Origin of the sequence: Arthrobacter sp. zg-Y1143 (assembly GCF_030125565.1) — a bacterium.
Lineage (GTDB): Bacteria > Actinomycetota > Actinomycetes > Actinomycetales > Micrococcaceae > Arthrobacter_B.
This window is the reverse complement of record NZ_JASKLW010000005.1, coordinates 304,977-327,920: the sequence shown is the minus strand read 5'-3', so window position 1 is coordinate 327,920 and position 22,944 is coordinate 304,977. Positions and strand designations below refer to the sequence as shown.

Here is a 22,944-nt window from a genome sequence, read left to right as displayed (position 1 = left end):
TCCCCACGCCCGTGCTGCCTTGACGTGAGCAGATTTTCCCACGCTCTGGGGCACCTGGGGCTGGTGTTTCCCCACAAGGCACACGAGTCACACTCCGTGGGATGTTCTGCAGGTTTAGCCGGGTTCCGGCCCGGAAAGCTTCCCGCTCAGGAAATCCCAGGGCAACTACCCCTGCAGGCGCAGCAGCTTGTCCGGGTTGCGGACGGCGAAGACCGCCTGCACCCGGCCGTCTCCGGACAGCCCCAGCTGGAAAACCGTGGTGACCGCGCCCGCCTCCCGGAAAGCGACGGCGGGCAGCCCATTGAGTTCGACGAACTCCGGCACTGCTCCGGCCCCGTACTTGCCGGCCAGACCGAGCATAAGCCGCGCCACCTTCTCCGGGCCGTGGACCGGCCGCAGCGCCGCGCTGGCCTTGCCGCCGCCGTCGGACACCAACACCACCTCCGGAGCCAGCAGGTCCAGCAGGGACTGGACCTTCCCGGTCATGGCGGCTGCGAGGAACCGCTGGACGGCGGCGCGGTGCTCACCGGTATCCGGAGCCGTCCGGGGCGTGCCGGACCGGAGCCGGACACGTGCCCGGTGGACCATCTGCCGCGCCGCGGGTTCGCCGGCGTCCAGGGCTGCGGCAATTTCCGGATAACCGAAGTCAAAGACGTCGTGGAGGAGGAACGCAGCCCGCTCCGGGCCGGTCAGGGCCTGCAGCACCACCAGCATGGCAGTGGACACCTCGCCGGCGGTGAGCGCCGCGGCTTCCGGGTCCGACGCCAGCGCGTCCGGGCCGGTGCGCAAAGGTTCGGGCAGCCATTCACCCGGATACTCCTCGCGCCGCCTGCTGGCTGCGCGGAGCGAATTCAGTGCCTGCCGGGTGGCTATCCGCGCCAGGTAGGCCCGCGGATTAGCCACTGGTTCAGGCACCGCCCGCCAGCGCAAATAGGATTCCTGCACCACGTCCTCGGCATCGGCCACGGTCCCCAGGATGTCGTAGGCAATCGTGAACACCAGCGCACGGTGGTTCAGGAACTGGGAGTTCCGCTCCGGGAGACCGCTGCTCAGCCCTGCGTCTGGGCCTGCACCGCCGGCGCCGAGGGCTGCATCTTCGGACCGGTTGGCCATGTGTATGCTCCGCTTCGTTTAGCTTCGCCGCGGATCCACCGAAGCGTCATGCGGCATATTATTTCCTTCTGGACCGCCGCCGTCCTGCCGGACAGGTGCAGGCGGGCCGGCGAATCGTCCGCAGCCACAAACTGGACCACTCCGTCGCTGCGGCCCAGACTAACGCAGACGCCGCGGAACCCGCTGTCGTGACGCGCACCCGCGGCGCCGTCCAGGGCACGCAGGATGTTGCCGGCGGCGCCGGCCCCCATGGGCATCGCCGCGGCACAGCACATCCGCAAATAGGCGTACTCCGGCCGGTCAATCACCGCAGCATCGCCGGCGCCGTAGATCCTCCCGTGCCCGGGCACCTGCAGGGTCGGATCCACGCGCAGCCTGCCCTCTCCGTTCACCGGCAACCCGCTCACCGCTGCCAGCGGCGGTGCGGCAAACCCGGCACACCACAGCACGACGCCGGCGCCCAGGTGACGGCGGACGTCGCCGTCGGGCGGAACGGGACTGCCGGTATGCAGCTGCACCCCGGCCCGGCGGAGCCGCTGTTCCAGCGCCCGGCGGCCCTGCTCCCCGAACCGTGGTGCTATCGGTCCCGCACTGTAGAGTGCCACACGCAGCTGCGGGAAGGCGCGGGCGGTTTCCGCGGCCGTCTCGACGGCGGTTAGTCCGCCGCCCACCACGGCCACCCCCGCGCCCGGCGCCAGGGCTGCCAGTTCCCGGCGGGCCGCCGCCGCGTCGGATAGCCGGTCCACTGCCAATGCCCCGGCAGGTACCGTCGAGTGTCCGGATCCCACGGCGTACACCAAGTAGTCCCAGGGCATTGTCCGGCCGTCTGCCAGCAGCACGGTCCGGTCGCCGTCGTTGATGCGTTTTGCGCTGCCGTGCACCAGCCGGACCGCCGGGTGCAGCAGCGACTCGAAGGCCGCAGTGGGGTCCTCACGGCTTCCGGCCGCATATTCGTGCAGCCGGATCCGCTCCACGAACCGCCGCCGGGGATTGACCAGCTGGACCGCCAGGCCCGGACGCTGCGCGGCAGCGAGCCGGTTGGCTGCCATCACCCCCGCGTATCCTCCGCCCACAATCAGTGCTGTGCTGCCCATGGCTTGCTCCTTCGCTTGTCCGTCCGTACCGGCGGCTGCCGGCCCGAACATAGGACACCGGCCGGACCGGTTCTGTGACAGGCCGGCAGGAACGGATCTGCAGGAACGGGCGGCTCCCCCCGCCTTAAACGGCAGGGCCCGCCACCGTTGGTGGCGGGCCCTGCCTCAGCCGTTGCCGGCTGCGGAACTGCGGTCAATCAGGCGCGGACCGGCTCCGGGCGGTCTGCGGCGTTGTCTGCGGCAGGCTCCACCGGTGCTTCGTCCGTGGGCCAGGCTTCGTCCCGCGGCGGTTTGATGCGGTCGATAATCATGACGACCACCAGGGAAGCAGCACCCCAAATACCCAGCGTCAGCAGGTGTGAACCCACCGTGTCGCCGCCGAAGTACAGGATGGATCGGATGGCTTCGACCGCTGCCGGCATCGGCAGGTAATCATGCAGGACGCGGAAGAACTCCGGCTCCATGTAAATGGACATTGCCGCGCCGGAGGCTGGAATGCCCAGGAACATCAGGATGCCGATGGCTGGAAGGATGGCCAGCATGCCGATCAGGCGTTCCAGGACCGCGGTGAACATCGCGACGCAGAAGATTGCCACGGCGCCGGTACCCCAAAGGGCGAGGAAGTGGCCGTCGATGGCGTTTACGAAGACGGAGACTATGACCCACAGCAGAGCCGAGTAGCCCACGGCCCAGCCCGCGACAATTGGCACGAGCTTGCGCAGCGGACGGCTCGCGGGCTGTGCTGTGGAGCCAACAATGATGATCATGAAGCCTGCCATGATCCAACCCATGGCCATGTACATGGTGGACATGCCCATTGAGTCCTTGTTGGGCAGGGGTGCCACGTCCTCCGTGGTCAGCTGCATCTGCTGACCGGCGGCAACCTGCGTAAAGACACGGTTGACCACCTGCTGGGCACTCATGCCGGCAGCCTGGTTGGCAATGAGGGTGGACTTCGGATTCTCGGCCGAAGGCAGCACATAGGCGGCGGTGATGGTCCGGTCCCGGACCTGGTCCCGCGCTTCATCGGCGGAGTCCATGGCGCGCAGGTCAAAGAGCCCGGACATGTTCTCTTCAAGCCCGGCAACTGCCTGCTCGGCCTGTTCGGTGGTGGCTCCGACGACGGCGACGGGCATGTCCCGCGGCGTGGGCTGGTACATGGCGCCCAGCATCAGGGAGAGCATCATCGCTACCATCATCAGCGGCAGGAAGCCGAGGGTGACGTAGCGCCAGGCGCGGTTCTTCGGGCGGGGCCCGCCGTGCAGGGATGCAACGTTGACGGCCAGGGGCTTGTCTTTGCCCTTGCGGCGGCGCATGGCATCAATGCCCAGAGTCAGCAGCAGGGCTGCCACGGCGCCGATGACCAGCACCATCAGGTGCCGGCCCGCGCCGTTTCCGTCGAAGTACAGGACGGACCGCAGGGATTCACCGGTGGCTGCAGCGGGCAGGAAGCTGTGCAGGAACGGGTAGAGACCGGGCATGGTGTGTACGGACATGCTCATGTTGGAGGAGGGAACGCCCAGCACCATCAGGAACAGCATGCCCACCAGGACGGCCATCGGGCCCAGGATGCGGGTCAGGAACAGCTGCGCACTGCCCACCGAGAACACGGCGAGCCAGCTGATCCCCAGGACGGCGGCCGTGTGGCCCTCGACGATCCCCATGATCGGGCCGACGACGGTCCAGACCAGGGCGGCGATCAGTGCGGACCAGCCGGCCAGCAGCGGAACGAAGCGACGGAAGCGCATTAGTTCCGGAGAGTTGGACAGGGCCAGGCTCAACGGCATGTAGCCCGCCAGCATCAGGGCCGTGGTCATGAACATTGCGCCCAGGCCAGCCAAATCATTGGCTGGCAGCGGAGCAAGGTCCTCGGTCTGCAGGGTCAGGCCCGAGGCGAGCACCTGGGGTGCGAGCAGTGCGGTGACCGTGCTGGACTGGGAGGCGCCGGCGGCACCGGCAGTGTAGAGAGTGGCGGTTCCGTCACCCAGCACAACGGCACTGCTGACCTCGCGGTCGAGCACCAGCTGGCGGGCATCGTCGGCAGAGTCCACTGTCCGGACATCGACGGCGTCGGCGTTTGCGGATTCCAGTGCCTGCGCAAAGCGGTCCGCCTGCTGGGCGGAGCCGCTGACGGCGATCGGCACGTTGTGCGGGGTGGGTGAGTGCATGGCAGCCAGGTAGCCGCCCACCAGCATGGACACCATCAGCAGGGGCATCAGGAACATGGCGACGTAGCGCCCGATCTTCTCAGCCTTGGCCCGCTTTGCGGCGGCGGCTTCGAGGTCCTGGCTTTCCGTTTCCTGAGCTGGCTCCGCTCCCGGATCATTCTCCGGCGGGGAGTCGGTGGAGGTAGGGGAAGAATTGGTCAAGAACGTGCTCCTGTGCTGAATATACGAGGTGGTGCGAAGTGCGCCGGGGGCCGGATGCGGCCCGGGCGGGGTCAGTGGGACCAACTCGTCAAAATTACGCCATGTGGCGTAAAATCAGTAATCGACGTGCGGAACAGCGTCTGGAAGAGGGATGAGCGGCATGGGACAGCACGGCGACAAGGCGCGCGCGGTACTGCTGGACGCGGCCGAGGAACTCTTTGCCCGCTACGGCATCGACGCGGTGTCCAACCGGCGGATTGCCGAACACGCCGGCACCGCCAACCATTCCGCCGTCGCCTATCACTTCGGCAGCCGGGACGAGTTGCTGCGGACGCTCGCAACGCGGCACCTGGAGGACACCAACCGGCGTCGGACCGAGCTGTTTGAGACCCTGCCGCCCGATGCCGCCCTGCCGGACCTGCTCGCGGCCATGATCCTTCCGTGGGTTGAGCATCTGGCTTCGCTGCCCGTGCCCAGCTGGCGGGCGCGCTTCGTGTCACAGATCCGCAGTGCGCCGTCCGTGCACGAGGTAGTGGTGAGTGCGGCGGTGGCCAGTCCCGTGATGGAGGAACTGGTCCGCCGCACCCACGCCGCCGCGGGCGACGTCACCCCTTCCGTCCTCTACGGCCGCTCCTCGATTCTCGGCGGTATGGTGCTGGGCGTTTGCGCCGAGTACGAGGCGCGCCTCCACGCCGGGGTGGAAGAACCGAACTGGACCGGCGTCGGCTACTTCCTCATTGACTCCTGCGCCGGCATGCTCGCTGCACCCGTAACGCATCCGGGGGATTTCCTGGCGGCGCCGTCCTCGGTTTACCTTTTGTAGGCAGTCAGGAGGCCTGGGACACCCCGGGCATACCCGCGGCCGACGCCACGGCGAGCGCAGTGTCCTCAGCCACCAGGTCCGCGTTGATCGCCGCCCCCGCCATCAGTCCTGCCGCCGCGGCGGCAATCACCTGCACGGAAGGGATGGCCAGGTTGCCGGCAATATAGACGCCGGGCACCGATGTCGCTCCGGTCGGCCCGGCCGGGACGGCGGTCCCCAATGGAGCCTCCCCCATGTACTGCTCGGCCGGGACGAGGCCCAGATCCGCCAGATACCCCGCCCGGGCCTCCAGCCGCGTAAACACCACCAGGGCATCCCGCTCCACCAGTTCGCCTCCGGCCAGCCGCACAGCGGCGCCGGTGCCTTCCACACCAACCACTTCCCCGGCCACGGTCCGGATCCCGCGCGCCGCCAGTTGCCGCGCCTGCCCGGCGTCCGGTTCCCCTGCCGTATGCAGGAACACCACGACGTCGTCGCTCAGCTGCCGCCACAGCAGTGCCTGGTGCATGGCCACGTCCATATCCGTGCCCAGGATGCCGATGGCCTTGTCCCGTGCCTCCCATCCATGGCAGTACGGGCAGTGCAGCACCGTGCTTCCCCAGCGCCCGGCAATGCCGGGGATGTCCGGCAGGATGTCCCGGACCCCGGACGCAGCCAGGATCCGGCGCGCACCCAGCTCCCGCCCGTCGGCCAGCAGCACGGTGAATCCGCCGTCTGGATTCGGCCGAACGGTGGACGCCTGTCCTTCAAGGATTGTTCCGCCGTAGCTGCGCACCTCGTCCCGTCCGGTCCCGTACAGCTCGGACGGCGCGGCGCCCTCCCGGCCCAGGTAGTTGTGGATCTGCGCGGCCGGCGCGTTGCGGGGATCCCCCGCGTCCACCACCGCAACGGACCGCCGGGCGCGGGACAGCACGAGCGCGCCGTTCAGCCCGGCGGCACCGCCGCCGATCACAACCGCGTCATAGGACGCCCCCTGCGGCGTACCGCTCTCTTCTGCTCGTTCCATGAGTTTGCCTTTCCTCCGCCGCCCGTTCCCGGACGTTGTTTTCGATGCCTTCAGTGTCCGGCCGAGCACTTCGCAGGAGCAATATTCTTTGCCGCTATGGCAAACTCTTCCTATGAACGACGCCGATACTTCACTTGACGCGGTCGGTGCCCGGCTGCGGTCCCTCCGACTGGAACGGCACACCACGCTGGCACGGGTGGCAGCGGGTACCGGCATATCCGTGAGCACCCTCTCCCGGCTGGAATCCGGCCAGCGCAAACCCACCCTGGAACTGCTGATGCCGCTGGCCCGAACCTACGGAGTCACCCTGGATGAACTGGTGGACGCCCCGGCCACCGGGGATCCCCGTGTACACATGCGGCCCCTGCGCCGGCACGGAGCCACCATCATCCCGCTGACCGAGCGGGCCGGCGGGGTCCGGGCGTACAAGTACATCTTCCCGGCCCGGCGCACGGCCGGGGAACCCTCCCTGCAGACGCACGAAGGTTATGAGTGGCTTTACGTGCTCAGCGGCAGGCTGCGGCTGCTGCTCGGATCGCAGGAGCTGATCCTGCTGCCCGGCGAAGCCGCGGAATTCGATACCCGCACTCCGCACTGGATGGACAACGCCGATCCCGGTGCCGTCGAGTTCCTGGCCCTGTTTGGACCGCAGGGCGAGCGGGCCCACCTGCGGGCGCGGCCGGCGTCGGGCACCCGGGGCTGACTGACGCTTCGCTGGCCTACGCCGCCGCCGGCAGTCCTGCACCCCGGCGGCCCAGCAGCCGGTCGTAAACCAGGGAAGCCAGCAGAGCCACCAGCACCGCAATCAGGAGGATGATCAGCATCCCGATGATCCCGCTTTGCAGCCCGGCGTCCGCCTCGGCGTCGAAGTACAGCACCGCCCGGTTGGCCGTGGTCATGTGGTACAACGGCTCACCTGGGGCAATGAATCGGAAGAAGCCGGGCAGGGCTTCCAGGGGCACCACACCGCTGGCGGAAGGCAGGCCCATAAAGACCACATAGATGAGCGACAGAATCATGCCGGCGCTGCCCAGCAGGGCGATCAGGGCGAGGGTCACGGCGGACACCGTGACGATGGACAGCCATGTGGTGAAGAAGAACAACGCCCCGTGCGGGATCGGCATCCCGACGGCGGAGGCCACCCACATCATGAGTCCGGCCGTGGGGAGCGCACCCACCACCACAATCCCCCACATCAGCAGATAGGTGGCCCAGCGGCCTGGACGCAGCGGCGGGTCCAGGACAAAACGCGTTCCCAGCTCCACCGGCGCAACCCCCAGCCGCGCATCCACCAGGAAATGCAGCGACACTGACCCGCTGACACCCACCACCATCAGCAGCACCGAGTAGAAGAAGGCGCCCTCGCCCAGAGCTGCGCCCTCCGGTGGCTCCTCGAAGGCGGTGGTCGTCACGGCAATCGGATCCTCAAGCAGGTCTGCGGAGGTTCCGTCAACGCGTGGGGCGAGCTGCTGTTCCAGCTGCGGCGGCAGGTCCGCGCCCAGCGCCTCCAACCGGCGTTGCAGGTCCGCCTGTGCCGTTGCCTGGGCGGTCTGGGCGGACGCGGTCAGCTGTTCCCCCAGACTCTTGTTGGCCTGGTCCAGGGCCGGGTTGATGGCGCCGGTGGCGAGGCTGCTGGCCAGCGGACCGGCCAGTGGATTGGTATAGACCGTCACGGCCGGGCGGGACACGTCAGCGTCGCTGAGGGCACCGCTGACCAGGGCCAGGGCATCGGCGGAAAACGTTTCCGGGATCACCATCATTCCGTGGATCTGACCGTCGCGCATCTGGTCCTGCGCCTCATCCCATGACAGCACCCGCAGATCGATCTCATCCGAGCCGTCGAACCCCTGCCGCATCTGGTCGGTGATGTTACCGCCCAGGTTTTCCCTGCTTCCGGCGGGTGTGTCCGCGCCCCGGTCCTGATTCACCACGGCGATCGGAAAGTGGTCCAGATTCTTCCCCGGGCTGCCCAGCCCGCCGATGTACAGCGCGGTGCCGGCGCCGCCCAGGAGCAGGAGCACCAGCACCGGCAGCAGCCACGTGCGCGGCGAGAGGTAGGCGCCTATCCGCGAGGGCGCGGCTTGCGGTTGTTGCCGCCCGGAAGCGGCGGACTGGGGTTCGGCCGGTTGCGCTGAATGTGCGGGCATGGGGATACCTCCCGGAGCAGCTGCTGGGATGTTCTCAGTCCTACCGTTTGAGGGTAGCCGCCCGGCCCGTGCTCCGGATATGCCCGGCGGCCTGCAGGCCGTCCGACGGGCGGATTCGCCAGTCCCTTGACCTTGACGCTGCGTCAACTTCTACGCTGGAGATACAGCGAAGGGGAGGGCACATGGATCTGTCCATCAAGGAAGTGGCGAAGCTTGCCGGGACCACGTCCCGCACGCTGCGCCATTACGACAGCATCGGCCTGCTGCCGCCCAGCCGGGTAGGCAGCAACGGGTACCGGCGATACGACCGGGACGCCCTGGTGCGGCTGCAGCGCATCCTGCTGCTGCGCGGCCTGGGCTTGGGGCTGCCGCAAATCCGGAAGGTCCTGCACGGTGAACAGGACGACGCCGCGGCCCTGGCCCGGCATCTGGTCCAGCTGCAGGCCGAACAGCACCGGCTGCAGGCGCAGGTTGCTGCCGTGCGCTCAACCCTGGCTGCCCTGGAAGGCGGAGAGGAAATCATGGCGGAAAAGATGTTTGAAGGATTCGATTCCACGCAGTACCGCGAGGAGGTGGAGGAACGCTGGGGCCGGGAGGCCTATGCGGAATCCGACCGGTGGTGGCGTTCCCTGGATGACGCCGGCAAGCGCGGCTTCACGGCCGAACACGCCTCCCTGCAGGATGCCTGGGACGACGTGCAGCGCCGCGGGCTGTCACCTGACAGTGCGCAGGTGCAGGAGCTTGCCCGGCGGCACGCGGAATGGATTGCCGCCGGCGCCGGGAAGCGGCAGCTCGATCCGCAGATGCTGGCCGGCCTCGCGCAGATGTACGCCGCCGATGAACGGTTCGCGGCGCACTACACCCGCGAGTTCGCCTCCGGTGCCCGGTTTGTCCGGGACGCACTGGTTGCGTACGCGCAGACCCTCGCGGGTTAACCGCTGAGGGATCCCCCGACCGGGGATCCCTCAGCCTTTAGGCTTGCCCCGCCAGCCGGCGCAGCAGGGCGTCGAGCACCGGCGCCTGGCCCTTCACGAGCTTGGTCCGGGCTTCGGGCTCGGGGAACCAGCCGGCGTCGTCAATCTCCGGATACTCGCGGACCCGGCCCGAGCCCTTGGGCCACTCAAGGGCAAACGTGTTGCTGGCTATTCGCTCCGGCGCGAATTCCGCCTCGGCAGCGAACACGGTAATCGTCTTTTTCGAGGACTGGCGGAAACTGCCCAGCAGCTCATACTCAGCAGCCGGCGCCGGGCTCCCCATTTCCTCACCGAATTCGCGCAGCGCCGCGGCCAGGGGTTCCTCTTCCCCCGGCAGGTATTCACCCTTGGGCACGGACCAGGCGTGTTCGTCCTTCCGGGCCCAGAACGGCCCGCCCATGTGGCCGATCCAGACCTGGAGACCGTCCGACTGCAGCCGGTACAGCAGGAGGCCTGCGCTGTGGATCATGCGTACTCGAATCCGAACGCGACAATCGGCGGTACACCGCTGCGCAGGCGCTCCCGGACAGCGGCCTGCACGGCGGACTCCCCCGCCTCCACATGCCCCGCGGCGGCGGTGGCCCAGCTGGCCGGCACTACTTGGAACCGTTCGGACACGGCGGATCATTCTCCTCTGGCGGGTATGCGGGCAAGGCGCGCTCCAGCCTAGCCCAGCCGGCTGCTTGCGCGTCGGCTCGTGTTCCGTAGCTGCCCGGCCCGGGATTATTGGCTAAGCTCGCGGCGTGCCGTGCGGCAGCATCCCGTCAGGAAGGCCTGCAAATGTTCAACAGCATGAAGTGGCTCAACGAACCGCCCAAGTGGCAGGACAACGGTGACTCACTAACCCTTCATACCGCCCTTGAGACCGACTTCTGGCGGGAAACCCACTATGGGTTTATCCGGGATAGCGGACATTTTTTCTACCGGGAGGTGACGGGCGACTTCACAGTGGCCGTGACGTTTAGCGGTGACTTCACCACGCTCTATGACCAGGCCGGCCTTATGGTCCGGGCGAATGAGCGGACCTGGGTCAAGGCGGGGGTGGAGTACAGCGACGGCGCACTGCAGCTGAGCACGGTGGTCACCAACGGCACGTCTGACTGGTCGCTGAGGCCGCTGGCAAGCAGCAGGAATGAGGTGACCCTGCAACTGTCGCGGCAAGCCAATGCAATCCACGTGTCGTATCTGGAGCCGCAGGGGCCAGACTCCCGGTGGAGCAGCCTGCGGCTCGCGTATCTCCCGCTGGACGACCGGCCCTGCCAGGCGGGAATCTTGGCCTGCTCCCCCACCCGCGCTGCCCTGCGCGTTGATTTTACGGATTTCCGGATCAATCCCTCCCACGGGATTGACCTCCATCCCGACGACGGGCACGGACCCGCCACTTCGGACAACTAGGGCAGATGGATCCTTCCACGAGGTACAGGGCGCTGGTCGCAGCCAAAACAAAACACCCCGGTCCGAAGACCGGGGTGCCTCTTCAACAATTGGTGCCCGAAGTGGGACTCGAACCCACACACCTTTCGATACTGCATTTTGAGTGCAGCGCGTCTGCCAATTCCGCCATTCGGGCGTGCCCTGTGTCACGAACAACGGGTAGTTGCCGTGTTGGACGCAAAACAACTCTACATGCGGATAGGCTGATTACGTGAACTGCCGGTCCGCCGGCAGGCGAGACCGTACCTGAGGAGCCACCCGTGTCAGAGTCCACCGAGTCCGCGTCGTCGAACACCAACGCCCCGGCCCGCCGCGTTCTCGTCGCTGAAGACGAGACCCTTATCCGCCTCGACATTGTCGAGATCCTCACCGGTGAGGGGTACGACGTCGTCGGCGAAGCTGACAACGGAGAGAAGGCCGTTCAGCTGGCCAAGGAACTGAAACCGGACCTCGTGCTGATGGATGTGAAGATGCCGCTGATGGACGGCATCACCGCCGCCGAGCAGATCGTCAAGGCCCGCATCGCCCCCGTAGTGCTGCTGACCGCGTTCAGCCAGAAAGAACTCGTGGAGCGCGCCCGCGAGGCCGGCGCCATGGCCTATGTGGTCAAGCCGTTCACCCCGGCGGACCTGATTCCGGCCATCGAGATTGCCCTCTCCCGCCATGAGGAAATCAAGGCCCTGGAAGAAGAGGTCAGCGATCTGAAGGAACAGTTCGCCACCCGCAAGCTGGTGGAGCGCGCCAAGTCGCTGCTGACCACCAAAATGGGCCTGACCGAACCCGAAGCTTTCCGCTGGATCCAGAAGACTTCCATGGACCGCCGCCTGAGCATGCGTGAAGTGGCCGAAACCATCATCAACCAGGTCAACTGATCTTCTAGACACCGAAGCACCTACAGGAAAGGTCCCGTCCATCTGGACGGGACCTTTCCTGTAGGTGCAGTACGGGCGGCGGAGGCTAGATGGCCTTGGCCTTGCCCTTCTTGCTTTCCTTGACCGGCCACGGGCCGACCTTTTCCTTGATGCGCTCCTGGCCTTCGTAGCGCTGGCCGGCGTCGGCAATGTCGCCCACGCGGTGCACCTTCAGGCTGTTGGTGGAGCCGGCCTGTCCGGGAGGCGAACCGGCAGCGATGACCACCAGGTCATTGTCTTCCACCAGTTCCTCTTCGAGCAGGGTGCGGTCCACCTGGGCGGTCATCTGGTCCGTGTGCTCGACGAAGTCCACCAGCTTGGGAGCCACGCCCCAGAACAGGGTCATGTACTGGTACGTCTGCTCCACGGGGGTGAAGGCGAACACCGGCTTGGACGGACGCAGGCGGGACAGGCGGCGTGCGGAATCACCGGACTGGGTGAAAGTACAGATGTATTTTGCATCCAGCTGGTCGGCGATTTCGACGGCGGCACGGGTGATGGCACCGCCGCGGGTACGCGGCTTGGAGCCCAGCGGCGGAACGCGGTTCAGGCCGTGCTCCTCGGTGGATTCGATGATGCGGGCCATGGTCTCGACGGTTTCGATGGCGTACTTGCCCACCGAAGTTTCGCCGGAGAGCATGACGGCATCCGCGCCGTCGAGCACCGCGTTGGCGCAGTCTGAGGCCTCGGCGCGGGTCGGGCGGGGGTTGTCGATCATGGATTCGAGCACCTGGGTGGCCACGATGACGGGCTTGGCCCAGCGGCGGGCCAGCTCAATGGCGTTCTTCTGCACCAGCGGAACTTCTTCCAGCGGCAGTTCAACACCCAGGTCGCCGCGGGCAACCATGATGGAGTCGAACGCGTCGATGATTTCCTCGAGGTTGGCCACGGCCTGCGGCTTCTCGATCTTGGCAATCACCGGTACGCGGCGGCCTTCTTCGTCCATGATTTCGTGCACGCGGGAAATGTCACCGGCGTCACGCACGAAGGACAGGGCAACCATGTCGACGCCGCGGTTCAGGGCCCAGCGCAGGTCATCCTCATCCTTCTGGGACAGGGCGGGAACGTTCACGGCAACGCCGGGCAGGTTGATGCCCTTGTTGTTGGATACGTTGCCCGGCACTACCACCTGGGTGACCACGGTGGTGGAGGTGACGTCAACGGCGCGGAGTTTGACCTTGCCGTCGTCAATCAGCAGGAAATCGCCCACCTTCACGTCGCCGGGCAGGCCCTTGTACGTGGTGGAGCAGATTTCCCGGGTGCCCGGGATGTCTTCGGTGGTGATGGTGAAGGTATCGCCCACATTCAGGAAGTGGGGTTCCTCGGTGAACCGGCCCAGCCGGATCTTGGGGCCCTGGAGGTCGGCGAAGATGCCTACGGGCATCCCGAGCTCGGCGGAGGCCTTGCGCACGTTTTCATACGTGGCGTTGTGTACGGAGTGGTCGCCGTGGCTCATGTTCATACGGGCGACATTCACGCCCGCGCGAAGAACCGCTACCGTATTCTCGTAGCTGGCGATCGCTGGTCCAAAAGTGGCAACAATCTTTGCGCGTCTCATATTCCTAGCCTAGTCCGCCTTGGCTGTTTGCGCATGGGACCGGGCCGCGGGTCTCACAGTGCGGGCACCTTGCGGGACCGCCATGCAGTCATTTCGGCCCGGCGGTAGATACCCGGGCTGCACAGATTCCCACAATCCGAAAAATACGGCGCCTCCTGCTGCTGCGGAAGGGCTAATTTCGCCAATGATGATGGGAATCTGTGCAGCCCGTGCGGGTCAGCTGGTTCGGGCAGGGCCGCCGTCGGCGTCACGGCCGGTGTCCGACGGCGTGGAGAAGCCCGGGTACTGCACCGGCGCAGTTGGTGCGGGCGGCGTCTGAAGCGGGTTCCCGAAGGCATCCGTGCCGGCAGGGGCGGCGTAGTAGCCGGGGTACTGCTGCTGGATAGGAGCAGTACCCGCCGGTGCCGGCAGCGGCAGCCCGTCCGGTGCCTCCCCCGTCGCCCCTGCCGGAGCGACCGTAAACGGCTGGCCGACCTTCGCGGCATAGATGGGACGGATGGCGCCGATCAGGACCACCAGGATCAGGCCCACGGCGTAGCTCGGCACGTTCCATACCGGATACATGGTCACAGCCAGGAACAGGTACAGCGCGCCGCCGGCAATGGCGGCAACCAGCCAGAAGAATGCCTTGGGCCGGAACCGGACCACCACCGGCGGGCGAAGCGGGTCCTTGTTCAATTCCCTCGCCTCGGCCCGGTTCATCATGTAAAAGACCAGCGTCAAGAGTCCCAGCAACAGCGCTCCGGTGATGCCGGCGAAGGTGAGAAATTCGTCCATTTGAGTCTGCCCCCATGTCAGTCAAATCGATGTGCTCGATTGCATGCCACACCATACCCGAATCCGGCGCCGCCGCCGGTACCGCGGTGCGGGCCGCAGTGCCGGAATATCAGCCGGTCCGCCGCCGGTAGGCAACGGCCGCCGCTGTGTAGGCGGCGGCGAGGACGGCACCCAGCCAGAGCAGGGCGCTCCACAATTCGGCACCGGGTTGCTGCCCGGCCAGAAGTGCCCGCAGCGTTTCCACGATGGGAGTAACGGGCTGGTTCTCGGCGAACCAGGCAACCGGACCGGGCATCGAATCGGTGGGAACAAACGCAGAACTGATAAACGGCAGGAAAACCAACGGGTAACTGAACGCCCCCGCGCCGTCGGCCGTTTTGGCGGTAAGCCCGGCTACTACCGCAAGCCAGGTCAGCGTCAGCGTAAACACGGTGAGGATGCCGGCAACACCCAGCCATGCCCAGGCCGAGGCGCCGGTGCGGTATCCCATCAGCAGCGCCACACCGATCACCACCGCGACAGACGCCAGGTTGGCCGTCAGCGACGTCAACACGTGGGCCCACAGGACGCCGGACTTGGCCACGGGCATGGACCGGAGCCGGTCAAAGATTCCGCCTTGGATGTCCAGGAACAACCGGTAGGCGGTATAGGCCACACCGGATGCAACGGTGATCAGGAGAATGCCCGGGAGCATGTAGTTGATGTAGGGCCCGTCCTGGCCGGTAGCGACCGCTCCCCCGAACACATAGACGAAGAGCAACAGCAGGGCTATCGGGGTGATCACCGTGGTGATAACGGTGTCCGGGCTGCGCAGGATGTGCCGCAGCGAACGGCCGGTTAGGGCCCGGGTGTCACGGAAGGCGGCGGCGGTGGTCATGGCAGTTCCTTTCCCGGCGCGGTGACTGACAGGAAGATCTCTTCCAGGGAGGGCTGGCGCAGCACATATTCGGCCTTGGCCGGCGGAAGGAGCTGGCGGAGTTCGGCGAGCGTGCCGCTTCGGATGATGGTGCCGCGGTTCAGGATCGCAATCCGGTCCGCGAGCTGCTCGGCCTCGTCGAGGTACTGGGTGGTCAGGAGTACGGTGGTACCGCCCCGCGCCAGGTCCCGTATGGTCTCCCACACCGCGGTGCGGGCCTGCGGATCAAGCCCGCTGGTCGGCTCGTCGAGGAACAGCACCGGCGGCCTGCCGATCAGGCTCATGGCAATATCGAGCCGGCGGCGCATTCCGCCGGAATAGGTGCCGACTCTTCGCCGGCCTGCTTCCATCAGGGAGAACCGGTGCAGCAGCTCATCCGCCACCTCCCCCGGATCCGCCAGATGCCGCAGCTTGGCGATCAGCTGCAGGTTTTCCCGGCCGGTGAGTACTTCATCCACGGCCGCGAACTGTCCCGTCAGGCTGATCGAGCGGCGGACGTCGTCGGGGCGGGCCGCGACGTCGAACCCGCAGACCGCGGCACTGCCGCCGTCCGCTTTCGCCAGGGTGGAAAGGATCCGAACGAGCGTCGTTTTGCCGGCACCGTTGGAGCCGAGCAGGGCGAACACGCTGCCCGGGCTGACCTCGAAGGAGACGCCGCCAAGCACCTCCTGTTCTTTGAAGGACTTCTTGAGGCCCTGTACCCGAACAGCGGGTCCCGGGGCGTGCAGGGTATCCATGGCTTTCTCCCGTTCCCAGCGCCCGGTCTCCGGCAATCCGGAGGCCGACCGCCGCTAGGCCTGGTCCTGGGCGGCCGATTCAATGGCATCGATGAGCCGCCGGCGCTCCTTGCTGATCCATTGCCCGTCCGCATAGTTGGCAATAAACGTTTCGGCGAAGTCCACCGGATCTTCACCAACAATCCCGCGGACCGGAACGCCGTCGGCCGCGCCCTGCTCCATCAGGTCAGCGAGGTCTTCCAGCATTTGCGCCAGCACGTCCCCCTTGGAGATGGCGCCCGCGTACATGATGTAGCGTTCCAGCCCGTCCGTTGCCGTGCGGTAGGGGGCTGGAAGAAGTGCTTTCCGCTCCTTGTAGCGGTGCCAGCGTTTTTTGTCCTCAAAAGAGCCGGTCACCTGCTCAATCCATCGTGCGGCCATGGTTATGCTCCTTCTTGAGGCGGGTTTTCAACGAGCTGGCGGAGCCGGCCCAGGTGTTCCTCGAGGAAACTCCAGCTGCTCCAGAATTCTGCGAGGTACTCGGAGCCCCGCAGATTCAAGCTGTAGACCTTGCGCGGCGGCCCCTTCTCCGAGGGGATCTTCTCAACGTCGACCAGTCCGCGTTTTTCAATCCGGATCAGGAGCGCATAAACGGTGCCCTCTGCAATGTCGGAGAACCCCGCTTCGCGCAGCCGGGCCGTGATCTCGTATCCGTAGGCGGGTTTCAGCGCAAGGATCGCCAGGACAATGCCCTCGAGCGTGCCCTTGAGCATCTCGGTCATCTGCTTCGCCACCGGCTGCCCCCTCACTATCTAGTCTTACTGAGTACCACTAAATAGTAACACTGAGTAGCGAGGTGGCAAGGGGTTGTCCGGAGGGTTTTCGCCGGCTGTTCGGAGCGTGCACCGGATACGCAGCAGGCGCCGGACTGTGCCGGCGCCTGCTGCGTATCCAAGGAAGTCCTACAACACGGTGATCGCCCGGTCGGTGGGTGCCACGGGTGCCGGCAGCCGGGTGCTGCCCATCAGCCACTGGTCGACGGCGGCCGCTGCGGCACGCCCCTCGGCGATGGCCCATACAATCAGGGACTGCCCGCGTCCGGCGTCGCCGGCAGCAAAGACTCCGGTGGTGCCGGTCATGTAGTAGCCGTCGCGGGCCACGTTGCCTCGGTCATCAAACTCCGCGGATACCTGCTCGGCCAGTCCGGCCGGCTCCGGACCGGTGAAGCCCAGGGACAGGAACAGCAGGTCCGCGGGAATGATCCGTTCGGTGCCCGCCTTGGGCACGCGCAGGCCGTCCACAAACTCGGTTTCAGCCACCTTCACCCCGGTCAGTTTCCCGCTCTCCCCCACAAACTCCACGGTGGACGCCAGGTACGTGCGTTCGCCGCCTTCTTCGTGGGCACTGGCCATCTCGAACAGCGTGGGGAACATCGGCCACGGCTGGTGCGCGGCCCGCTCCGCCGGCGGCTGCTGGCCGATCGCCAGGGTGGTTACCGAGGCGGCCTGCTGCCGGTGGGCGGTGCCGAGGCAGTCCGCACCGGTATCGCCGCCGCCCAGGATCACCACGTGCTTGCCGCGGGCATCAATCTGGTTCTTCACCTTGTCCCCGGCCACGGCCTTGTTGGACTGCACCAGGTAGTCCATGGCGAAATGTACGCCGGACAGTTCCCGCCCGGGGATGGGCAGGTCCCGCGGTACGGTGGCGCCGGTGGCAATAACCACGGCGTCGTAGCGGCGGCGCAGCTGCTCCCAGCTGATGTCCTTGCCTACTTCGACGCCGGTGCGGAACCGGGTGCCTTCGGCGCGCATCTGCTCCAGGCGGCGGTCCACCTGGATTTTCTCCATCTTGAAGTCCGGGATGCCGTAGCGCAGCAACCCGCCAATCCGGTCATCCCGTTCGTACACGGCCACGGTGTGCCCGGCGCGGGTCAGCTGCTGGGCGGCGGCCAGCCCGGCGGGACCGGAACCAACGACGGCGATGGTACGGTCCGTCAACCGCTCCGGCGGGTGCGGGGTCACCCACCCCTCGCCCCAGGCTTCGTCGATAATAGAGACTTCCACCTGCTTGATGGTGACCGCCGGCTGGTTGATGCCGAGCACGCAGGACGCCTCGCATGGTGCCGGGCACAACCGTCCGGTGAACTCCGGGAAGTTGTTGGTCGCGTGGAGCCGTTCAATGGCCTCGGCGCCCTTGTCCCGCCACATCAGGTCATTCCATTCCGGGATGAGGTTGCCCAGCGGGCAGCCCTGGTGGCAGAACGGAATGCCGCAGTCCATGCAGCGCCCGGCCTGGGCCCGCAGCACACCCTTTTCCTGCGCCTCATAGACTTCCTTGTAGTCCATGATCCGCACCGGCACGGGGCGCCGGGGCTGGGTAACGCGATCGCGTACCTTCAAGAATCCGCGTGGGTCAGCCACCGGTAACCTCCAAAATCTGAGTCCAGGCCTCGGCGCCGTCGGGATCGAGTCCCGCTTCGGCGGCGGAGGCGCGGGCGCCGAGCACTGCTGCGTAGTCACGCGGCAGCACCTTGGTTATGCGGGACACCGTGTCCTCGAAGTTCTCCAGCAGTTTCCGGGCCAGATCGGACCCGGTCTCCTCCAGGTGGCGGATCAGCAGTGCCCGGACAATGTCGATGTCTTCGGCGTCCGGAGCTTCGAGCCGCAGCTCGCCGCGTTCCAGCGACTCCTTGTTCACGCGCGCCGGGTCCAGGTCCACCACAAAGGCGGTGCCGCCGGACATGCCGGCACCGAAGTTCCGGCCGGTCGGGCCCAGGATGAGGGTCTGGCCGCCGGTCATGTATTCGCAACCGTGGTCACCAATGCCTTCGACGACGGCGGTGGCCCCGGAGTTGCGGACCATAAAGCGTTCGCCCACCTGTCCGCTGAGGAACATTTCGCCGCTGGTGGCACCGTAGCCGATCACGTTGCCGGCAATCACGTTGCGCTCCGCGGCAAACACGTTGCCCCGCTCGGGGCGGACAATGATCCGCCCGCCGGAGAGGCCCTTGCCCACATAGTCATTGGAATCGCCCAGCAGGCGCAGGGTGATCCCGGCCGGCAGGAACGCGCCCAGGGACTGTCCGGCCTGCCCGGTCAGGGTTACGTCGATGGTGTCCCTCGCCAGGGTTTCCGTACCGAAGGTCTTGGTGACGGTGTGCCCGAGCATGGTGCCCACCGAACGGTCCGTGTTCACCACGTCCAGCGCAATCCGCACCGGCGCCCGGTTCTTCAGGGCGTCGGCGCTCATTTCGATCAGCTTGTTGTCGAAGTGCAGGTCCAGTTCGTGGTTCTGCGGGACCATGTTGCGCAGCGGCGCCCCCGGATCCACTTCCGGGCCGCGCAGGATCGGTTCCAGGTCCAGTCCGTCGGCCTTCCAGTGGTCGATGGCTGCCGCGGTGTCCAGCAGCTCGGTGCGGCCAATGGCCTCCTCCAGGCTGCGGAAGCCCAGTTCGGCGAGGATTTCGCGGATTTCCTCGGCAATGAACTCGAAGAAGTTCACCACAAACTCGGGCTTGCCGGTGAAGCGGCTGCGCAGTTCGGGGTTCTGCGTGGCTACGCCCACGGGGCAGGTGTCCAGGTGGCATACGCGCATCATGACGCAGCCGGAAACCACCAGCGGGGCGGTGGCGAAGCCGAATTCCTCGCCGCCCAGCAGTGCGGCAATAACGACGTCGCGTCCGGTCTTCAGCTGCCCGTCCACCTGCACCACCACGCGGTCCCGCAGCCCGTTGAGCATCAGGGTCTGCTGGGTTTCGGCCAGGCCGAGTTCCCAGGGGGCGCCGGCGTGCTTGAGGGAGTTCAGCGGCGAGGCGCCGGTGCCGCCGTCGTGCCCGGAAACCAGTACGACGTCGGCCTTGGCCTTGGTCACGCCGGCCGCCACGGTGCCGATGCCGGCTTCGGAAACCAGCTTTACGTGCACCCGGGCACTGGGGTTGGACCGCTTCAGGTCATAGATCAGCTGCGCGAGGTCCTCGATGGAGTAGATGTCGTGGTGCGGCGGCGGGGAGATCAGGCCGACGCCGGGGGTCGAGTGCCGGGTGCGGGCCACCCACGGGTAGACCTTCTGCGCCATCAGCTGGCCGCCCTCGCCGGGCTTGGCGCCCTGGGCCATCTTGATCTGGATGTCCTGGGCGTTGGTCAGGTACAGGCTGGTGACGCCGAACCGGCCGGAGGCAACCTGTTTGATGGCCGAGTTGCGCTCGGGATCCAGCAGGCGTTCCGGGTCTTCCCCGCCCTCGCCGGTGTTGGATTTGGCGCCCAGCCGGTTCATCGCAATGGCGAGGGTTTCATGGGCTTCCTGGGAAATGGACCCGTAGCTCATGGCGCCCGTGGAGAAACGCCGAACGATGCTGGAGACGGGCTCCACCTCGTCCAGCGGCACGGCCGGCCGGTCCCCAAGCCGGAAGTCCAGCAGCCCGCGCAGGGTCATCAGGTTCTTCGACTGGTCGTTGACGCCGCTGGTGTACGCCTTGAACACGTCGTAGCGGCGTTCCCGGGTGGCGTGCTGGAGGCGGAAGACGGTTTCGGGGTTGAACAGGTGCGGCGGGCCTTCCCGGCGCCACTGGTATTCCCCGCCGTTGTCCAGGGCGCGGTGCGGTTCCTCCACGCCGTCGCTGGGGTAGGCGTCGGCGTGCCGTGCGGCGGTTTCGGCGGCAATGACGTCCAGGCCGACGCCGCCTAGCTGGGTTTGGGTGCCGTGGAAGAACTCGTCCACGAGTTCCTGTCCCAGGCCCAGGGCTTCGAAGGTCTGGGCACCGCAGTAGGAAGCGACGGTGGAAATGCCCATTTTGGACATGATCTTCAGGACGCCCTTGCCCAGGCCCTTGATGAGGTTGGTGACCGCCTCGTCCGGGGTGACACCGGTGATGTCGCCGTTGCGGACCAGTTCCTCGCAGCTTTCCATGGCCAGGTACGGGTTCACCGCAGAGGCGCCGTAGCCGATGAGCGCGGCCACGTGGTGGACCTCGCGGACGTCGCCGGCTTCGACCAGCAGGGAAATCTTGGTGCGGTTGGCGCTCTTGAGCAGGTGGTGGTGCACGGCGGAGAGCAGCAGCAGGGACGGGATGGGCGCCCATTGGGCGTTGGAGTCGCGGTCGGACAGCACAATGTACTGCACCCCGCGGTTGATCGCCCCGGAGACCTTTTCGCTGATTTCGCGCAGCCGGGCCCGCAGTTCGGCTTCGCCGCCTTCGGGCCGGTAGAGCCCGCGGACCTTCAAGGCGATCCGGTCGCCGTCGTCATCGGTCTGGTTGGCGATCTTGGCGAGCTCGTCATTGTTGATGACCGGGAACTTCAGCGCGATCTGGCTGGTCTTCACCTGCTTCAGGGACAGCAGGTTGCCGTTGGGGCCGATGGAGGCCTGCATGGAGGTGACCAGTTCCTCGCGGATGGCGTCCAGCGGCGGGTTGGTCACCTGGGCAAAGGACTGCACAAAGTAGTCGAAGAGCAGCCGGGGCCGCTTGGAGAGCACCGCAATGGGGGTGTCGGAACCCATGGCACCCAGCGGTTCGGCGCCGGTGCGGGCCATCGGGCCCAGCAGGATCCGCAGTTCCTCCTGGGTGTAGCCGAAGGTCCGCTGACGGCGGTTGATCGAGGCCTTGGTGTGCAGCACGTGCTCACGTTCGGGCAGTTCCTCCAGCCGGACCTGGTTCTCGCGGACCCATTCCGCCCACGGGTTGGCGGCGGCGATTTCGGACTTGATTTCCTCGTCCTCGATCAGCCGGCCCTCGGCGGTGTCCACCAGGAACATTTTGCCCGGGGAGACGCGGCCCTTGCGGACCACCTTGGCCGGATCAATGTCCACCACGCCCACCTCGGAGGCCAGGACCACCAGGCCGTCATCAGTGACCCAGTAGCGGGCCGGACGCAGGCCGTTGCGGTCCAGTACCGCGCCCACCTGCGTGCCGTCGGTGAAGGACACTGCCGCGGGGCCGTCCCACGGTTCCATGAGCATGGAGTGGTACTGGTAGAAGGCGCGGCGGGCCGGATCCATGGTGGCGTGGTTTTCCCAGGCCTCGGGGATCATCATCATGATCGCGTGCGTGATGGGCCGGCCGGAGAGCATCAGCAGTTCGGCCACCTCGTCGAAGGACGCGGAGTCGGACGCGCCGGGGGTGCAGATGGGGAACAGCTCTTCGGGGGTCTCCCCCAACAGCGGGTTCTTCATCTGCGACTGCCGGGCCCGCATCCAGTTGCGGTTGCCCTTAACGGTGTTGATTTCCCCGTTGTGGGCAATGGTGCGGAACGGCTGGGCCAGCGGCCAGGACGGGAAGGTGTTGGTGGAGAAGCGGGAGTGGACAATGCCCAGCTTCGTCTTGAAGCGCGGGTCGGAGAGGTCCGGGAAGAAGGGTTCCAGCTGCGCGGTGGTGACCATGCCCTTGTAGACCATGGTCCGAGAGGACAGCGAAGGGAAGTACACGCCGAACTTGTTCTGCGCACGCTTGCGAACGCGGAAGGCGCGGGCATCCAGGTCCGAAGCCCCCGTCCCCTCGGCGGGTGCCAGGAAGACCTGGACAAAGTACGGCATGCAGGCCCGGGACATGGCGCCCACCAGGTCCGCGACAATGGGTACCTCGCGCCATCCCAGCACCTGCAGGCCCTCGGACTCGGCAATGGCTTCCACACCGGCGCGGGCAGTGTCCTGCTCGCGGTCTTCGGTGGGCAGGAAGGCGGTGCCGACGGCGTAGCCTCCCGCGGCGGGCAGCTCGAAGTCCACCACGGCACGGAAGAACTCGTCGGGAACCTGGGTCAGCAGTCCGGCGCCGTCGCCGGTGCCTTCATCGGCGCCCACGGCGCCGCGGTGTTCGAGGTTGCGCAGGGCGGTGAGGGCGGCGTCGACAATCCCGTGCGTGGGCTCACCGCGCAGGGTGGCGATAACCGCCAGGCCGCAGGCGTCCTTTTCGTTGCCGGCGCGGTACAGCCCGGCGTCTCCGGGGAGCGCGGCAAACCGGGTGAAGGGTGAGACAACGGATTCGGCAGAACCGGAGCCGGAAAAACCATACAGGGAATCAGTCATAAGAAGTGAGTCCTTCCCCCTTATTAGAGCGTCGGGAGGGGACAGCGCTGGCCCCACGGCGGAATCCACTGAGGGGACGCTCCGCGGCG

General features: G+C 66.7%; 20 protein-coding genes and 1 tRNA gene. 5 read left to right on the top strand and 16 right to left on the bottom strand.

The window, feature by feature from the left end; translation table 11 throughout:
* Window positions 1-165: 165 nt before the first annotated feature.
* The 3 genes from sigJ to QNN98_RS08115 form a co-directional block, all read right to left on the bottom strand.
* A complete protein-coding gene (gene sigJ, locus QNN98_RS08125; protein WP_227926404.1) occupies window positions 166-1,113 on the bottom strand; it encodes an RNA polymerase sigma factor SigJ in 948 nt (315 codons plus the stop codon).
* Complete coding sequence (locus QNN98_RS08120) at window positions 1,050-2,207, bottom strand: NAD(P)/FAD-dependent oxidoreductase (RefSeq protein ID WP_283996761.1); 1,158 nt, start codon at window positions 2,205-2,207, stop codon at window positions 1,050-1,052. Before QNN98_RS08120 ends, sigJ begins: the two co-directional genes overlap by 64 nt.
* Window positions 2,208-2,404: 197 nt before the next feature.
* Window positions 2,405-4,576 (bottom strand): ABC transporter permease, encoded by a 2,172-nt coding sequence (locus QNN98_RS08115; protein ID WP_283996760.1) that lies wholly within the window; start codon window positions 4,574-4,576, stop codon window positions 2,405-2,407.
* 160 nt (window positions 4,577-4,736) lie between these two features.
* On the opposite strand from QNN98_RS08115, the gene QNN98_RS08110 reads away from it, so the two are divergent.
* Window positions 4,737-5,399 carry a TetR/AcrR family transcriptional regulator gene (locus QNN98_RS08110; protein ID WP_283996759.1) on the top strand — a complete coding sequence of 221 codons (663 nt, stop codon included), beginning with the start codon at window positions 4,737-4,739 and terminating at the stop codon, window positions 5,397-5,399.
* Between the two features lie 4 nt (window positions 5,400-5,403).
* On the opposite strand, the gene QNN98_RS08105 is transcribed toward QNN98_RS08110, so the two are convergent.
* A complete protein-coding gene (locus QNN98_RS08105) occupies window positions 5,404-6,405 on the bottom strand; it encodes an NAD(P)/FAD-dependent oxidoreductase (RefSeq protein WP_283996758.1) in 1,002 nt (333 codons plus the stop codon).
* Between the two features lie 112 nt (window positions 6,406-6,517).
* Here QNN98_RS08105 and QNN98_RS08100 point away from each other — a divergent pair, with 112 nt between their 5' ends.
* A complete protein-coding gene (locus QNN98_RS08100) occupies window positions 6,518-7,108 on the top strand; it encodes a helix-turn-helix domain-containing protein (protein WP_283996757.1) in 591 nt (196 codons plus the stop codon).
* Window positions 7,109-7,124: 16 nt separating this feature from the next.
* On the opposite strand, the gene QNN98_RS08095 is transcribed toward QNN98_RS08100, so the two are convergent.
* Window positions 7,125-8,552: an ABC transporter permease gene (locus QNN98_RS08095; protein ID WP_283996756.1), complete on the bottom strand. Its 1,428-nt coding sequence runs from the start codon at window positions 8,550-8,552 to the stop codon at window positions 7,125-7,127.
* 182 nt (window positions 8,553-8,734) lie between these two features.
* Between QNN98_RS08095 and QNN98_RS08090 the strand changes: the two genes are divergently transcribed.
* The gene (locus tag QNN98_RS08090) at window positions 8,735-9,487 is read left to right on the top strand and encodes a MerR family transcriptional regulator (RefSeq protein ID WP_283996755.1); all 753 of its coding nucleotides are present in this window, start codon (window positions 8,735-8,737) and stop codon (window positions 9,485-9,487) included.
* Between the two features lie 37 nt (window positions 9,488-9,524).
* Here the strand turns inward: QNN98_RS08090 and QNN98_RS08085 are convergent, their stop codons facing one another.
* Both QNN98_RS08085 and QNN98_RS08080 read right to left on the bottom strand, forming a co-directional pair.
* Complete coding sequence (locus tag QNN98_RS08085) at window positions 9,525-9,995, bottom strand: NUDIX hydrolase (protein WP_283996754.1); 471 nt, start codon at window positions 9,993-9,995, stop codon at window positions 9,525-9,527.
* Window positions 9,992-10,144: an NUDIX domain-containing protein gene (locus QNN98_RS08080; RefSeq protein WP_283996753.1), complete on the bottom strand. Its 153-nt coding sequence runs from the start codon at window positions 10,142-10,144 to the stop codon at window positions 9,992-9,994. The genes QNN98_RS08085 and QNN98_RS08080 overlap by 4 nt, the downstream gene beginning before the upstream one ends.
* A gap of 162 nt (window positions 10,145-10,306) precedes the next feature.
* On the opposite strand from QNN98_RS08080, the gene QNN98_RS08075 reads away from it, so the two are divergent.
* Entirely contained in the window at window positions 10,307-10,921 is a 615-nt protein-coding gene (locus QNN98_RS08075) for a DUF1349 domain-containing protein (RefSeq protein ID WP_283996752.1), read from the top strand.
* Between the two features lie 90 nt (window positions 10,922-11,011).
* Here the strand turns inward: QNN98_RS08075 and QNN98_RS08070 are convergent.
* A tRNA-Leu gene (locus QNN98_RS08070) sits at window positions 11,012-11,096 on the bottom strand.
* 124 nt (window positions 11,097-11,220) lie between these two features.
* Between QNN98_RS08070 and QNN98_RS08065 the strand changes: the two genes are divergently transcribed.
* Window positions 11,221-11,832, top strand: coding sequence for an ANTAR domain-containing response regulator (locus QNN98_RS08065; RefSeq protein WP_227911171.1), 612 nt, complete (start codon window positions 11,221-11,223; stop codon window positions 11,830-11,832).
* An 85-nt stretch (window positions 11,833-11,917) separates the two neighbouring features.
* Here QNN98_RS08065 and pyk read toward each other — a convergent pair whose 3' ends face one another.
* The 8 genes from pyk to gltB all read right to left on the bottom strand — a co-directional run bounded on the left by pyk (window position 11,918) and on the right by gltB (window position 22,855).
* On the bottom strand, window positions 11,918-13,429 hold the full coding sequence (gene pyk, locus QNN98_RS08060; protein ID WP_227911170.1) for a pyruvate kinase: 1,512 nt from the start codon (window positions 13,427-13,429) through the stop codon (window positions 11,918-11,920).
* Window positions 13,430-13,645: 216 nt separating this feature from the next.
* The gene (locus QNN98_RS08055; protein WP_283996751.1) at window positions 13,646-14,206 is read right to left on the bottom strand and encodes a hypothetical protein; all 561 of its coding nucleotides are present in this window, start codon (window positions 14,204-14,206) and stop codon (window positions 13,646-13,648) included.
* Between the two features lie 109 nt (window positions 14,207-14,315).
* Window positions 14,316-15,083 carry an ABC transporter permease gene (locus QNN98_RS08050; RefSeq protein ID WP_283996750.1) on the bottom strand — a complete coding sequence of 256 codons (768 nt, stop codon included), beginning with the start codon at window positions 15,081-15,083 and terminating at the stop codon, window positions 14,316-14,318.
* The gene (locus tag QNN98_RS08045; RefSeq protein ID WP_283996748.1) at window positions 15,080-15,859 is read right to left on the bottom strand and encodes an ABC transporter ATP-binding protein; all 780 of its coding nucleotides are present in this window, start codon (window positions 15,857-15,859) and stop codon (window positions 15,080-15,082) included. The genes QNN98_RS08050 and QNN98_RS08045 overlap by 4 nt, the downstream gene beginning before the upstream one ends.
* A gap of 54 nt (window positions 15,860-15,913) precedes the next feature.
* Window positions 15,914-16,279, bottom strand: coding sequence for a DUF1048 domain-containing protein (locus QNN98_RS08040; protein ID WP_283996747.1), 366 nt, complete (start codon window positions 16,277-16,279; stop codon window positions 15,914-15,916).
* 2 nt (window positions 16,280-16,281) lie between these two features.
* Complete coding sequence (locus QNN98_RS08035) at window positions 16,282-16,632, bottom strand: PadR family transcriptional regulator (RefSeq protein ID WP_283996746.1); 351 nt, start codon at window positions 16,630-16,632, stop codon at window positions 16,282-16,284.
* Between the two features lie 168 nt (window positions 16,633-16,800).
* Window positions 16,801-18,258 (bottom strand): glutamate synthase subunit beta, encoded by a 1,458-nt coding sequence (locus tag QNN98_RS08030; protein WP_283996745.1) that lies wholly within the window; start codon window positions 18,256-18,258, stop codon window positions 16,801-16,803.
* Window positions 18,251-22,855: a glutamate synthase large subunit gene (gltB, locus tag QNN98_RS08025; RefSeq protein WP_229959292.1), complete on the bottom strand. Its 4,605-nt coding sequence runs from the start codon at window positions 22,853-22,855 to the stop codon at window positions 18,251-18,253. The genes QNN98_RS08030 and gltB overlap by 8 nt, the downstream gene beginning before the upstream one ends.
* Between the last annotated feature and the right edge of the window lie 89 nt (window positions 22,856-22,944).